This is a genomic window from Enterococcus faecium (assembly GCF_029023785.1).
Lineage (GTDB): Bacteria > Bacillota > Bacilli > Lactobacillales > Enterococcaceae > Enterococcus_B > Enterococcus_B faecium.
On the sequence record NZ_CP118955.1, the window covers coordinates 1,499,425 to 1,513,991 of the forward strand.

General features: G+C 39.7%; 14 protein-coding genes and 1 riboswitch. Of the genes, 1 reads left to right on the forward strand and 13 read right to left on the reverse strand.

Features of this window, described 5'->3' with window-relative positions:
- Positions 1–19: 19 nt before the first annotated feature.
- The 5 genes from purF to purC are packed head-to-tail and all read right to left on the reverse strand — an operon-like array spanning position 20 to position 5,322.
- Positions 20–1,459, reverse strand: a complete 1,440-nt coding sequence (gene purF, locus PYW34_RS07275; RefSeq protein ID WP_002288013.1) for an amidophosphoribosyltransferase — start codon at positions 1,457–1,459, stop codon at positions 20–22.
- A complete protein-coding gene (purL, locus tag PYW34_RS07280; protein WP_002288015.1) occupies positions 1,444–3,666 on the reverse strand; it encodes a phosphoribosylformylglycinamidine synthase subunit PurL in 2,223 nt (740 codons plus the stop codon). The genes purF and purL overlap by 16 nt, the downstream gene beginning before the upstream one ends.
- On the reverse strand, positions 3,667–4,338 hold the full coding sequence (gene purQ, locus PYW34_RS07285; protein ID WP_002288017.1) for a phosphoribosylformylglycinamidine synthase subunit PurQ: 672 nt from the start codon (positions 4,336–4,338) through the stop codon (positions 3,667–3,669). It abuts the gene before it with no gap.
- 1 nt (position 4,339) lies between these two features.
- A complete protein-coding gene (gene purS / locus PYW34_RS07290; protein WP_002295474.1) occupies positions 4,340–4,594 on the reverse strand; it encodes a phosphoribosylformylglycinamidine synthase subunit PurS in 255 nt (84 codons plus the stop codon).
- The gene (gene purC, locus PYW34_RS07295; protein WP_002288021.1) at positions 4,594–5,322 is read right to left on the reverse strand and encodes a phosphoribosylaminoimidazolesuccinocarboxamide synthase; all 729 of its coding nucleotides are present in this window, start codon (positions 5,320–5,322) and stop codon (positions 4,594–4,596) included. Before purC ends, purS begins: the two co-directional genes overlap by 1 nt.
- Before the next feature lie 255 nt (positions 5,323–5,577).
- On the opposite strand from purC, the gene PYW34_RS07300 reads away from it, so the two are divergent.
- Positions 5,578–5,955 carry a hypothetical protein gene (locus PYW34_RS07300; protein ID WP_002297115.1) on the forward strand — a complete coding sequence of 126 codons (378 nt, stop codon included), beginning with the start codon at positions 5,578–5,580 and terminating at the stop codon, positions 5,953–5,955.
- A 179-nt stretch (positions 5,956–6,134) separates the two neighbouring features.
- On the opposite strand, the gene purB is transcribed toward PYW34_RS07300, so the two are convergent.
- The 8 genes from purB to PYW34_RS07340 all read right to left on the reverse strand — a co-directional run bounded on the left by purB (position 6,135) and on the right by PYW34_RS07340 (position 14,555).
- Positions 6,135–7,430 (reverse strand): adenylosuccinate lyase, encoded by a 1,296-nt coding sequence (purB, locus tag PYW34_RS07305; RefSeq protein ID WP_002288023.1) that lies wholly within the window; start codon positions 7,428–7,430, stop codon positions 6,135–6,137.
- A gap of 12 nt (positions 7,431–7,442) precedes the next feature.
- Entirely contained in the window at positions 7,443–8,567 is a 1,125-nt protein-coding gene (gene purK, locus PYW34_RS07310) for a 5-(carboxyamino)imidazole ribonucleotide synthase (protein ID WP_002288025.1), read from the reverse strand.
- On the reverse strand, positions 8,560–9,048 hold the full coding sequence (purE, locus tag PYW34_RS07315) for a 5-(carboxyamino)imidazole ribonucleotide mutase (RefSeq protein WP_002330216.1): 489 nt from the start codon (positions 9,046–9,048) through the stop codon (positions 8,560–8,562). Before purE ends, purK begins: the two co-directional genes overlap by 8 nt.
- A 292-nt stretch (positions 9,049–9,340) precedes the next feature.
- The gene (locus PYW34_RS07320) at positions 9,341–10,648 is read right to left on the reverse strand and encodes a nucleobase:cation symporter-2 family protein (RefSeq protein ID WP_002295470.1); all 1,308 of its coding nucleotides are present in this window, start codon (positions 10,646–10,648) and stop codon (positions 9,341–9,343) included.
- 2 nt (positions 10,649–10,650) lie between these two features.
- Entirely contained in the window at positions 10,651–11,232 is a 582-nt protein-coding gene (locus PYW34_RS07325; RefSeq protein ID WP_002295469.1) for a xanthine phosphoribosyltransferase, read from the reverse strand.
- Positions 11,233–11,347: 115 nt separating this feature from the next.
- Positions 11,348–11,445, reverse strand: a riboswitch (purine riboswitch).
- Between the two features lie 358 nt (positions 11,446–11,803).
- The gene (locus PYW34_RS07330) at positions 11,804–13,096 is read right to left on the reverse strand and encodes a Gfo/Idh/MocA family protein (RefSeq protein ID WP_002289648.1); all 1,293 of its coding nucleotides are present in this window, start codon (positions 13,094–13,096) and stop codon (positions 11,804–11,806) included.
- Positions 13,093–13,716, reverse strand: a complete 624-nt coding sequence (locus tag PYW34_RS07335; protein WP_002333256.1) for a hypothetical protein — start codon at positions 13,714–13,716, stop codon at positions 13,093–13,095. Before PYW34_RS07335 ends, PYW34_RS07330 begins: the two co-directional genes overlap by 4 nt.
- 2 nt (positions 13,717–13,718) lie before the next feature.
- Positions 13,719–14,555, reverse strand: coding sequence for a carbohydrate ABC transporter permease (locus PYW34_RS07340; RefSeq protein ID WP_002295467.1), 837 nt, complete (start codon positions 14,553–14,555; stop codon positions 13,719–13,721).
- Positions 14,556–14,567: the final 12 nt, after the last annotated feature.

Here is a 14,567-nt window from a genome sequence, read left to right on the forward strand (position 1 = left end):
CTCCCTTCTTGGTCTGCTTTTAAAAGAACGATACTTTTTCTTTTAGTGATTCCTGATATTTTTCTTCATAGTCATATAACGGCGTAGGATAATCTCCGTTGAAATAAGCCATACACAATCCTGAATACGGAGCATCTTTTTCCAGACCGATCGATTCGATCAGACCCTCTTCACTTAAAAAACCTAAAGAATCTGCACCGATACATTCTTTGATTTCATCAATCGTGTGATTTGCCGCAATGAGTTCTTTACGCGTTTGAATATCAATCCCGTAAAAACATGGATATTTCAAAGGAGGAGAAGCAATCCTCACATGGACTTCTTTTGCCCCTGCTTCTTTCAAAAGATGGACGATCCGTCTGCTTGTCGTACCCCGAACAATTGAATCATCGACCATAATCACCTTTTTACCTTCCACTACTCCTCGTACAGCAGATAATTTCATTCGAACACCTTGCTCTCTTAGCTCAGGCGTTGGCTGGATAAATGTTCGGGCAATGTATTGATTTTTTACTAATCCGATTTCATAAGGGATTCCACTAGCTTCCGCATAACCGCTTGCGGCTGACAAAGAAGAATTAGGTACGCCAACGACCATATCTGCTTTTACTGGCGATTCTTTCGCTAAATTCCGTCCCATATTTTTCCGTGCAGTATGCACATTGATCCCTGCGATGTTTGAATCTGGTCTGGCAAAATAGATATATTCCATCGAACAAATAGAAAGCTGCGTGTCCTTCGTAAAGCAATCAATCTGGATTCCTTCGTCATTGATGATCACTATCTCACCAGGCTGGACATCTCTTATAAAACGTGCCCCAATAACTTCTAATGCACAAGTTTCCGAGGCAATCACGTATGCTCCGTTTTTCATTTGTCCGATTGCTAATGGACGAAAACCATTTGGGTCCAAAGCGGCAATCATTGCCGTTTCTGTCATTAATAAATAGGCAAAGCCACCTTTGACTTCATTCAAAGCACTTTTTAATTTATTTAAAAAATCTGTTTCTTCACTTCGTCGGATCAAATGCATCAATATCTCCGTATCGGAGTTAGAATGGAAGATCGCCCCATTTTCCTCTAACTCTTTTCTAAGGGAACGAGCATTGATCAAGTTACCATTATGCGCTAAGCCGATCGACTGATCATGAAATTTGAATAGAAAAGGCTGAATATTGTCCACACTTCCATTGCCTGCTGTTGCATAACGTACATGTCCGATTGCAGCTTCTCCTGTTAACTGCTGCAATTTTCTTTGATCTTTGAATACCTCAGAAAGCAGCCCCAAATCTCGATGCCCCTTAAGCTTTCCTCGATCATTGGACACGATACCCGCACCTTCTTGTCCTCGATGCTGAAGACTATGGAGCCCGAAGTATGCCACACTAGCGGCGTCTGGATGACCCCAAACACCGAAGATCCCGCATTCTTCATTTAAACTCTTCACTTCATAAGACATACGATTGCATCCTCCCAGCACTTTCTTGCTACTGCAGTTTCTATTTTGATCTGACCGTCAGTTGCTGAAATTTCGATTATCGCTTCATCCGTCACCTTACCTGCTAAAACAGCAGCATCTCCCATCATTTCTTCGAATCGTGTCTTATTTTCCGGTGCGACTGTCAACACAAATCTTGATTGAGTTTCTGCAAATAATTGAGCAGAGGACAATTCAAACTGTACAGATATCCCTAGCTGATGTTTGAAAGCTGATTCTGCCAGTGCAATTGCCAAGCCACCTTCTGAACAGTCATGAGCACTTTCAATCAATCCGTTTTGGATGGCTGTCAATACTAACTCTTGGTTTCTCTTTTCAATGGATAGATCAAAGTTTCGGATCACACCTTCGATTCTTCCAAGCTGCATCTTTTGTAATTCACTGCCATCAAAATCTGCAAACGTCTTACCTAATATATAGATTAGATCCCCTGATTTTTTGAATTCCTGAGTAGTGATATGTTTATGATCCTCAATCAATCCGACCATACCAATCATTGGTGTTGGATAGATTGCTTGACCATCCGTTTCATTATATAAAGAGACATTTCCTGAAATAACAGGAGTTCCTAACGTTTCACACGCAGCAGCAATTCCGTCAGCTGAAGTCGATAATTCCCAAAAAACTTCTGGTTTATCAGGAGAACCATAGTTCAGGCAGTCGGTGATCGCCAAGGGCTTACCACCGCTAGCAATAATATTTCTAGCAGCTTCTGCCACTGCTATTTGTCCTCCGATTTTTGGATCCAAATACAGATAGCGCGCGTTGCAGTCTGTGGTCATAGCTAACGCTTTATTCGTCCCTCTAACCCTCATCACAGCAGCATCGCTTCCTGGACGGACAACTGTATTGGTTTGTACTTGTGAATCATAAGTTTCGTAGATTGAACGTTTTGAAGCAATCGTCGGTTGCTGCAGCAGATCAAGCAATACTTGTCCAGGTTCTTCGATAACTGGCTGATAAGGAGCTAACTGCTGAAATTCTACGATTCGAGCTGGTTCTTTCATTTCTTTATGATAAACTGGTGCATCTTCAGCTAATGCATCGACTGGCAGATTTGCTACTTCTTCTCCTTGATGATATAGCCGATATTGCCCGTCGTCTGTTACTTTACCGATAGTGACTGCATCTAGATCATACTTCTGAAATAGTTCTTGGATTTTTTCTTCCTCTCCTGATTTAACACAAATCAACATCCGTTCTTGTGATTCCGATAACATCATTTCATAAGGTGTCATCCCAGTTTCTCTTTGTGGGACTTCATCTAATGTCAATATAAGTCCTGAGCCAGCTTTTGAAGCCATTTCCGCACTAGATGAAACAAGTCCTGCTGCTCCCATATCCTGTATACCTATTAGAGAATCCGAATGATGCAAGATTAATTCCAAACACGCTTCAAGCAGCAGCTTTTCCATAAAAGGATCGCCTACTTGTACAGCAGAACGTTGCTGTTCTTCTTCTTGATTAAATTCTTCTGAGGCAAAAGTTGCTCCGTGGATACCGTCGCGACCTGTTTTTGCACCTACATACATGATCGAATTACCGACGCCAGCGGCTTGCCCTTTCTGGATATGTTTGTGTTCAATCAAACCTACGCACATTGCATTGACTAATGGGTTTCCTTCATAACAAGGATCAAATGCAATTTCGCCGCCTACAGTCGGTATGCCGATACAATTGCCGTATCCGCCGATACCTGCAACTACTTCTTCTAGTAAATATTTCGTTCTTGGATTATCTAATTCGCCGAACCTCAATGAATCTAGCAACGCAATTGGACGAGCCCCCATGCTGAAAATATCTCTGATGATTCCGCCAACTCCTGTCGCAGCTCCTTCATAAGGCTCCACGGCTGAAGGATGATTGTGACTTTCTGCTTTGAAGACAACTGCTAGTCCATCACCGATGTCGACGATGCCTGCGCCTTCTCCAGGGCCTTGCAACACATGAGGTCCACTAGTAGGAAATTTGCGTAGAACCGGTTTAGAATTTTTATAGGAACAATGTTCGCTCCACATAACAGAAAACAGTCCAGTTTCCGTATAATTAGGCATTCTTCCTAAGATATCTTCTTCGATCATTCGATATTCTTCATCAGTCAATCCCCATTCGGCATAGATTCTTTTTTTCTTGATCTCTTCAGCTGTCGGTTCTTTCAATGTTTTCATCTATACGGTCACCTTTCCGAAGTTTTTTAAAATGGAAGCAAAGAACCGTTTCCCATCTTCTGATCCTAGCAAGTCTTCTACTGCACGTTCTGGATGAGGCATCATTCCTAACACATTCCCTGCTTTGTTCGTAATCCCTGCAATGTTTTCCACGCTGCCGTTGATGTTGTCATTATAAGTAAAGGCAATCTGATTATTTTTTTTTAGTTCTTGAAGTGTTTCTTCGTCACAGAAATAATTTCCTTCCCCATGAGCAACTGGAAGATAGATTATTTCGTCGGCTTCATACTCTGAAGTAAAGGCCGTCTTGGGGTTGACTTTCAATGGTACAGTTTTGCAAATAAAATGCAAAGACTCATTTCGTCTCAGTACACCTGGCAAAAGTCCTGCTTCTGTCAATATCTGGAATCCATTGCATGTACCGAATACTGGTTTCCCTTCTTCAGCAAAACGAATCACTTCTTCCATGATTGTAGAAAACCGAGCAATCGCACCGCATCTCAAATAGTCACCATAGGAGAATCCTCCCGGCAGTAAAACCCCATCAAATCCTTCTAAAGAGGACTCATCATGCCGTACAAATTCGGCATCAGCGCCCATGATCTCGCGAACTGCCCATAACATATCTGCGTCACAATTTGAACCTGGAAAAACGATGACCGCAAATTTCATGTTATACTTCCTCCATTTTTTTGATTTCATATCGGTATGTTTCCATATTTACATTTGCAAGCAGCTTGTCACAAATCGTTTCAATCACTGTATCGATTGGTTCTTCTGCATCAGCAAGTTGTATCTCAAAGTATTTTCCTATTCGGATATCTTCGATTGTTTCATATCCCATACGATGGACTGCTTTTTTTACTGCCTCCCCTTGAGGATCTAACACTGAATCTTTATAGGTTACATATACTTTTACGAAATACATCATACTCGCTCCTTTTCTTCAGTTAGTTCCGATAGACGGTTATATACTTCTTGATAGACTGGGATCAAATCACCTAGATCTCTGCGGTAAACGTCTTTGTCCATATGTTCATTCGTACGTTCATCCCATAATCGGCAAGTATCCGGTGTTACTTCATCCGCAAGCAAAATTTGTCCATTCGACCGGCCAAATTCTAGCTTGAAATCTACTAAAACCAAACCGACCTTAGCAAATAATTCGGTCAAAATTTCATTAATAGCCAACGCTTGGGCTTTCAGCTCACTGATTTCTTCCGGTTTTGCAAGTTGTAAGAAATAGATATGCTCTTCATTGATAAATGGATCATCCAACTGGTCATCCTTATAGTAGAATTCAATGATTGGTTTGATGAATTCTTTACCTTCGGGAACACCTAGACGTTTTGAGAAACTTCCTGCTGCAATATTTCGGATAACCACTTCCAGAGGGATAATTTGTACTTTTTTTGCTAATTGTTCGGTTTTAGACAATTGTTCAATAAAATGATTTTTTATTCCTCTTTGAGTCAGATAACGGAAAATTGCACTTGTGATTTGATTATTCAATTCTCCTTTTCCACTTATCTGGTCTTTCCTCGCGCCATTCAACGCAGTTGCTTGATCTAAATATTCTATCCAAATCAAGTTCTCATCAGAAGTAAGATATATTTTTTTGGCTTTTCCTTCATACAAAAGTTCTTTCTTCTCCATGTACGTCTCTCCTTTTTATTTACATTAAAAGCAAATACATCGTTTTTTGTTCGTGTTTTCACTTTAAATTTTAGCAATCATCTTTTTATAAATCAACAAAAATATGTACATTTAAGGCATTAGATTCTTTTAATGTTCGTGTTTTATCAGAAACGAAAATCTTATACCATCAACAAGCGTTTACATTTATACTTAATGATGGTATATTAGAATTAACTAAAAATTTGGATAATGGGTTCGAGGAGGCACTTGCCGATGGAAGATGCAATAAAACAAGGTCAGCTTTTTTTATCAGAATTAACAGCTGAAGAACGTTCCTGTCTATATAATGATTTGCTGTCGATCAAAGACGTTTATTTATGCAATAAAGATACTAGTTTTTATACATTCCGAAAAATCCGCCGAGCAACCAAGCGCTGTGCTGAATGCCGTAAAAGGACTTTTCTTTATCAGACAGAACACAAAGGCGAACTTTCAATCAGTCAGATTCATGAACAGAAGCGTTTCAAAAATCATTATCGTATCCAGATCTTATTCAATGGACAAGAGATGGAATACGCTTTTCTCGAAAACTTGCTGCAACATCTCCATAACCAGCATTTTAGTTATAATAGCCAAGCCATTTACGCTTAATTCCTCTATTTTTTGTATGTAAAGAGGCACGGTAAAGAGGTAGCCGCTTTTAAAATCAGGTTCCTATTATTGATAAGAAAATATAATAAACTAAAAGAAGCAGAACCGCTAACGGATCTGCTTCTTTTTTGGTTATTTTTGCTATTCTATTTTAATTGAATTTTGCAACTCACTCTTCTTTATTCCAAACCTACTCGTTTGAATATCACGTCAACGTTTTTCAAATGATGATGATAATCAAAGGCATCGTCTATTTCTTCTTTAGATAATACCGATGTGATGGTTGGATCTTCTTCTAACAGCGGGCGGAACTGCACTTGGTTGTCCCAAGCGTACGCAGTTTTTGGCTGAACAAGATCATAAGCTTCTTCTCTTGTCATTCCCTTATCGATCAATTTCAGCATAACGCGCTGGCTATAAATCAAACCAAATGTTGCAGACATATTCCGCTTCATGTTTTCAGGAAAGACCGTTAGATTTTTAACGATATTGCCAAAACGATTTAACATGTAATTCAATAAAATCGTGGTATCAGGCAAGATGATTCGTTCTGCTGAAGAATGAGAAATATCTCTTTCATGCCATAATGTGACATTTTCATAGGCAGTGACCATGTGTCCGCGCACCACTCTGGCTAGACCAGCCATATTTTCTGAACCGATCGGATTCCTTTTGTGCGGCATAGCAGAAGAACCTTTTTGACCTTTCGCAAAAAATTCTTCTACTTCACGTGTTTCGGATTTTTGCAATCCGCGTATCTCTGTTGCAAAACGTTCAATACTTGTAGCAATAAGCGCCATCGCTGAGAAATATTCAGCATGTAGATCCCGAGGGAGAACTTGAGTAGAGATTTCTTGTGGACGGATCCCCAATTGTTTACATACATACTCTTCAATAAATGGCGGGATATTTGCGAACGTCCCCACTGCTCCTGAGATTTTTCCTGCTTCTACTCCTTTTGCCGCATGTTCAAATCGTTCGATGTTCCGTTTCATTTCTGAATACCATGTGGCAAGTTTCAATCCAAAAGTAGTTGGTTCAGCATGGACACCGTGTGTCCGACCCATCATCACTGTATATTTGTGTTCTTTTGCTTTTTCGCCAATGATTTCCGTAAAACGTTTCAAGTCTTCCCGTAAAATATCATTTGCTTGCTTGATGAGATAGCCATAAGCAGTATCTACGACATCCGTACTTGTTAGACCATAATGGACCCATTTTCTTTCTTCTCCCAATGTTTCAGAAACCGCTCGTGTAAACGCAACGACATCATGGCGTGTTAATTTTTCGATTTCCAAGATCCGATCGATATCAAATGATGCATGCTCACGAATTTTTTTCACATCTTCTTGCGGGATTTCACCAAGTTCTGCCCAAGCTTCATCTGCTAAAATCTCGACTTCGAGCCACGCACGGTATTTGTTCTCTTCCGTCCAGATATTCCCCATTTCAGGGCGTGTATAACGTTCTAACATGTTTTTTCTCCTCTAATCCCAAATATTCGTTTGTTTGATTTCTTCCAGCGTTTGCTGGATGTCTTCTGTCAAGATAGTGATATGTCCCATCTTGCGACCTTTTTTTGCTTGTTTTTTTCCATAGAAATGGAATTGCCAGTCTGGCTTATTCTCAATCAAGCGATAGCTTTCCAGCAGTTGTTCTCCCAAAACATTGACCATTACTGCATTGCTTATCAAACGTACTTTTTCTCCTAATGGCCAACCACAAATACCTCGAATATGGGCATCGAACTGACTCATAGAACAAGCTTCAATAGAATAATGTCCAGAATTGTGAGGACGAGGAGCTAATTCATTCACATATAGCCCGCCTGTTTTTGTTAAAAACATTTCTACCCCTAAAACACCTGAAAGGCTCACTGCTTCTGCAATCACACGGGCAATACGCTCAGCCTCCTCGATCACATCCTGATCAATCGCGGCTGGAGCAATCGTTTCATGAAGAATATTGTTGTGGTGGATGTTTTCCACGACCGGAAAAGTCGTGAAATCTCCTTGACCATTTCCTGCCACCATGATCGAAATCTCTTTTTCAAACGGGATCCATGCTTCTAAAACACAGGTTCCTTCTCTTAAAAGGTCCATGGCAGGAGCTAGATCCGCCCGACTTTTCAAAACATACTGCCCCTTGCCATCATAGCCGCCTCGAGTGGTTTTCAAAACACAAGGATAGCCGATCCCGTCAATCGCATCTTGGATATCCGTCGGACTGACAATCGTTGCATAAGGAGCAATCACGATGTTGTTCGTTTCCAAAAAAGATTTTTCTAACAGGCGGTCTTGCGTAATCGCAAGCAAGTCTGTCCCTTGAGGAATAAATGACATGGGTAAAATCGCATTTAACGCCTCTACACTGACGTTTTCGAATTCATAGGTAATGACATCTGTTCTTCTGGCAAGCTCTTTCAGCGCAAAGGTGTCATCATAGACACTTTCAATGTGCCAATCTGCAACTTGTGCGGCTGGACAATCGCTCACAGGATCCAGCACACCTACTTTAAAGCCCATTTCTTTTGCACTAATCGCCATCATACGACCTAATTGACCGCCACCGACGATCCCGATCGTTGAACCAGGCAACAAAGGTTTAACCAAGTTGATCACTACTTTCTATAACAGTTTTAGCCAACATTGAACGTCTTTCAGCCAATTTAGCCTCCAATTCTAAATCATACATGGAAAGCATCTGTATCGCAAGTAGTCCAGCATTAATTGCTCCCGCTTTTCCGATTGCTGTAGTAGCTACAGGTACTCCTCCAGGCATTTGGACAATCGAAAGAAGCGAATCCAAACCATTTAATGTTCGTGATTGGACCGGTACACCGATAACCGGCAAAGTTGTTTTTGATGCGACCATACCCGGCAGATGCGCGGCTCCCCCTGCTCCTGCAATAATGATTTTGATTCCTTTTTTTCGAGCGTTTTGTGCATATTCAAACATCAAATCTGGGGTTCGATGAGCAGAAACGACCTTTTTTTCATAAGACACACCGAATTCTTCCAATATTTGACATGCTTCTTTCATTGTTTCCCAATCTGAAGTACTCCCCATAATCACAGAGATTTTTGCTGTCATTGTTTTTCCTCCCAGTTTTTCTACATTCATATTTTAACAATCACTTTTTTTGATGTCAAAGAAATTTCGAATGTTAACAAAGAAAAACATTTTATTGTTCGTGTTTATTAAAGATGAAAAAAAGGAATGTGACAAAAGTTAGGTCACATTCCTTTTTATGGATAAACGGTGTTCAATCAGCTGACCCTCGGTATTAGCTCAAACAAACGGCAAAATACGAGGAACTATTTTTCCGTTTGTTTCTCTAACAATCAGGTCAAAACGCTGATTTCACAACCTTTCTTTTGCTCTATTACTTCTTGAAGGCTTCTTCCAATATTTCTTCATCTTTTTTCAATCCATTAAAGATCAAATTCAATATGATAGCCGTAATGCTACTCATTACGATGCCATTTCCAGTGAACATTTGCAATGTTTGCGGCATTTGACTGAATAATGTCGGCGTAACATTGAAACCCAGCCCAAATCCAACAGAAACAGCAACAATCAATAGATTTTTATCATTGCTGAAATCAACTTCCAACAGCATACGGATTCCTTGGACTGCCACCATCCCGAACATGACTAACATTCCTCCACCAAGTACCGGCTCAGGGATGATTTGTGCTAACGCACCGATTTTAGGGAATAATCCTAAAACAATCAAGAAGAATGCAGAGAAATAGATGGGTTTTCTTGTTTTGATTCCCGAAAGTTGAACCAATCCGACATTTTGAGAAAAGCCAGTATAAGGGAATGTATTGAAAATACCGCCTAAGATAACGGCAAGTCCTTCTGCACGATATCCCTTTTTCAATTCTTCTTCTCCAACATTTTTCCCAGTAATGTCACCAAGTGCAAAATATACACCTGTTGATTCTACCATGCTGACCATGGAAATGATGATCATTAGTAAAATCGACCATACGTCGAAAGTTGGTTTACCAAAATAAAAGGGTTGTGGAACATGGAACAACGGCGCATCTCCAATCGCGCTCAGATCAATCATTCCCATGAAAGCAGCTAAGATGCTTCCTCCGACTAAACCAATCAATACCGCGATTGAACGAATGAACCCTTTTGCCAGCATTTGCACGCCTACAATTAGGAGAATCGTCACAAATGCAAGTAGCAGATTTGTTTTGTCACCAAAATCAGCTGCTGTTGCATTACCTCCACCCATTTTCTCGATTGCTACAGGAATCAAAGTCAAACCAATAACGGTGATAACCGTTCCTGTTACTATAGGAGGGAATAGTTTTTTAATTTTAGAAAAGACACCAGAAACTAACACAACAAAGATCCCAGAAGCGATAATAGATCCGTAGATAGCTCCTACTCCTTCATTGGTTCCGATCAAGATCAGTGGAGCTACTGCTTGGATCGCACATCCTAAAACGACAGGCAAGCCAATTCCGAAAAATCGGTTAACTGTCAATTGCAATAATGTCGCTAATCCACACATAAAGATATCAATTGAAATCAAATAAGTCATCTGTTCTTGATTAAAGCCTAGTCCTGTACCGATCAAAAGAGGCACCGCTACTGCTCCTGCATACATCGCTAGCAGATGCTGCAGCCCTAAAACCGCAGCTTTTCCATTTTGTGTTTCTTTTTCCACGATTATGCGTCCTCCTCAAGAAACTCAACTTGTCCATTCGTCAAGGAAGCAATACGCGCAAGAGAAACGACTCTCAATCCCATTTCTTCAAGTAACTGACGTCCATCTTGGAAAGACTTTTCGATGACGATCCCGATTCCTTCTACTTGCGCTCCAGCTTGCTGGCATAATTCGATCAATCCTTTTGCCGCTTGTCCGTTTGCCAAGAAATCGTCGATAATCAATACTTTGTCTTCTGAAGATAAAAATTTACGAGAAATAGAAATCGTACTTGTCACTTGTTTCGTAAAAGAATAAACAGAAGCTGTCAATAATTCTTCATCCATCGTCAAACTTTTTGCTTTTCTAGCGAAGATCATTGGAACATCTAATTCTCTTGCAGCAAATAAAGCTGGTGCGATCCCAGAAGCTTCAATGGTCACAACTTTCGTGATTCCTTGTTCTTTAAATACTTCTGCAAACCGTTTTCCCATTTGTTCCATCAATACAGGGTCTACTTGGTGAGTGACGAAGCTGTCGACTTTTAATACGCCCTCGCCTAATATACGTCCGTCTTTTTGAATACGTTCAACTAATTCTTTCACTTTATTTGCTCCTTTATCATTTATTAATACCGAAATAACCGCTTTTGTGCAAAAACCTACTATGTTTCTGTTAAAGAAAAACACCCTCCACTTTATCATAAGAAAAGAAGGGTGAAATAGCCAATCTTTTACTTATAGTCCAGCATTTACGGTACTGGCTAGAAACTGTCATCCATATTATGACGATATATAAGTAGGTATGTAAAACTAATAATAGTGTAAATTCATTTTCTTGCAACTGTTTTGCACGTGAAGGCAGTTTGCCATATTTGAATAAAAAATGTTGTTTCAAATATTGAAAACAGTCTAACACTACTTTCTGAAACTGACAACGTGGTTTACTTATTTTTTTGTAAAATCTAATGATTTTTAATGCATTATTCCTTTTTGTTCGGGTTTAAATAGTTATTTTTATTTTCTCCTATCTAAAAAAGCAGCCCACATAAAAAGAAGGCATGACAAAAAGCATGTCATAGCCCCTTTTTCCGAATAAATAGTGTTCAAAAGACAGCCTATCGGCAATAAGGCAAGATTTTATAAACTACGGGAAGTAATTTCCGTAAATCTATTCTTATTCTTTTAAGCTGACAAGCTCGTCAATCACTACTGCTTTTCCTGAAGCAATAGAATGATTTGCTGCGATTCCTGTCAAAATCGACAAAATACCATCTACGTGAGTTGCTGCCCGATTCCACGGATCTTCTTCTTTTTCTTCACCAAATAGATCATCTAATAAACGCGGATCTCCTCCGCCATGTCCGCCCGCTTCTTGTTCGACGATTACCTCATATGGCTCACCGAACATCGGATAGACATGGATGGACTGAAGAACGGCTGCTCCTTCATCCTTTTTATCTCCACCTGCATTGATGTAAGACTTTTCGATCACTTTCATTTCGATCCGTCCTTTGCTGCCATTGAAAGAAACATTGAATCCTTCCCACGGCATATACGCGTTTAGCGAATACGTCAAAATCGCACCAGTTTCATATTTGACCGTTACGCCTAGTGTATCTTCAATAGAGATATCATCGGAAAATACACTGCGGTCACGAATATATCCACTGTCTTTTTCTGCTTCTAAATACATTTCTCGCAATTCCTCATTGGCTGACAGGTCTATAGCAAATGGATCAGCTTTAGCTAGTTCGCTTCCATAGCATCGACTGTAAAATATTTCTACTCCGCGTTTCTCCGCATTATGCATCCCATAAAAGTTTAATCCACCGAATGCAAATACCTTTTGGGGACGGCTGTTCAACCAAAAATTCACTAGATCAAAATGATGGGTAGATTTATGAACAAGAAGCCCGCCGCTATTGTGCTTATTTCGATGCCATCTTCTGAAATAATCTGCCCCGTGTTGCGTATTTAACAGCCATTCGAAGTGGATAGAAAACACATCACCAATCACATCACTTTCTATCAGTTCCTTTATCTTCGTGTGATACGGTGCATAACGATAATTAAAAGTGACTCGCAGGCTTCTTCCCGTCTGTTTTTGGACCGTTATTATTTCTTGAGCTTTTTCCTCATCGATAGTCAGAGGTTTTTCGCAAATAACATCATATCCTTTTTTCATTGCACGAATGATATAATCATGATGCGTTCGATCTACTGACGTAATAATGACTTCAGCCGGCCGTACGTCATCCAGTAGTTGCTCAAATTGTGATGGCATACATGTCTTTACTTTTTTCTGTCCATACTTGTTCACAAGTATCCGATTTGCATAATCCATCCTTGTTTGAGATACATCACAAAAACCGACTAGTTCACAAGTTTGATGATACGTAGAGGCAATTGCCTCATAAAAAAAACGCGCTCTCCCACCAAGTCCGACTTGTACATATTTTTTCTTCATTTAAAGTCATTCTCCTTTTCTTTTAAGCAAAATACTGTGACAAATGGCAGCCCTGGATACAGTAATGCAGTGAGTAAAAAATCATGCTGTATACACCAGAACAGTCCATACAAAAGGCATAAATACCACAGAAACCCCTTGACGTTTTTTGACAACAGCCAGATATTCCTTTTGATCAAATAAACAAGACTATCTGCTTTATCTTCTTTGCAGATATCAATTAGCGTACTAAAAAAACTATGGGATACAAAAAGCAACAGACACAATAGAAAAGGAATCAGATACCAAGCTCCAATCTTTCCCACTAATAAATACCAATCAACTGCAAAAATAATGACAAACAGCTGAAACAACGTAATGATGAAACACATCCGTTTGATTTTTCCTTTCCTCCAACATACCTTTTTTTCTGCCAAGTAATGGACAGATAGATAATAAGAAGGATACATCATCAAAAAATAAATCAGATAGACAACACGAGCAGACAGCACTAATCCTAAAGTGAACAAACATCCTAGAACTAAAGCGAAAAGAGCATTACTGATAAGACTGGTTAAAAAAATCAGACAGACATAGTAGTTGAGCTTGTAAAGAAACATCTCTTCTATTGGCTTTTTCATATTCAGCCCTTCAGACCGCTTGTACTGATCCCCTGGACAAGATATTTATTGAAGAATAAGAAAATCAGAAAAACCGGTAGCAGCGACAACGTAGACATCGCAAACATACTCGCGTAAGTCGTACTAGATCCAGCGTCTGCAAATAATTTGATGGCAATCGATACCGTGTAAGATCTCGGCTTGTTTAAATAAATCAATGGTCCCATGAAGTCGTCCCATTTCCAATAAAACTGGATGATGATCGTCGTGATGATCGAAGGTTTCAGCAAAGGAAAAATAATTTTGGTAAAGACACTATACTTGCTGCATCCGTCAATAATCGCTGATTCATCTAACTCTTTGGGGATGTTGACCATGAATTGCATGATCTGGTAAATGAAAAATGCTTGTCCAAAAAAATGTGGTAAAATCAGCGGCACATACGTCCCAACCAAATTCAGCCGATTGTAAATAATAAACTGCGGAATCAAAATCACTTGTGCAGGAATCATCATCGTTACTAACATGACGACGAACCAGAATCTTTTTCCTTTGAAATCGATTCTCGATAATGCGTAAGCAATACAAGTCGAGCTCAGAACTGTCCCTATCGTCGAAACTGCAGAGATGACAAACGAATTCCTAAAGAAAGTAAAAAATGAAATTCCAGCAAACCCCGCCCATCCTTTTGCGTAATTTTCCCATTGAAAAGTCTCTGGAATCAAATTCAGCGAACCACTCATAATCTCTTGATCCGTTTTAAAAGAACCTGCGATCATCCATAAGACCGGATAAATCATGACTAGACCTAATAGCAAAATAAAACCGTATTGAAACCATTTCGTTACTGTATTATTCATTTCTTCCTCCTC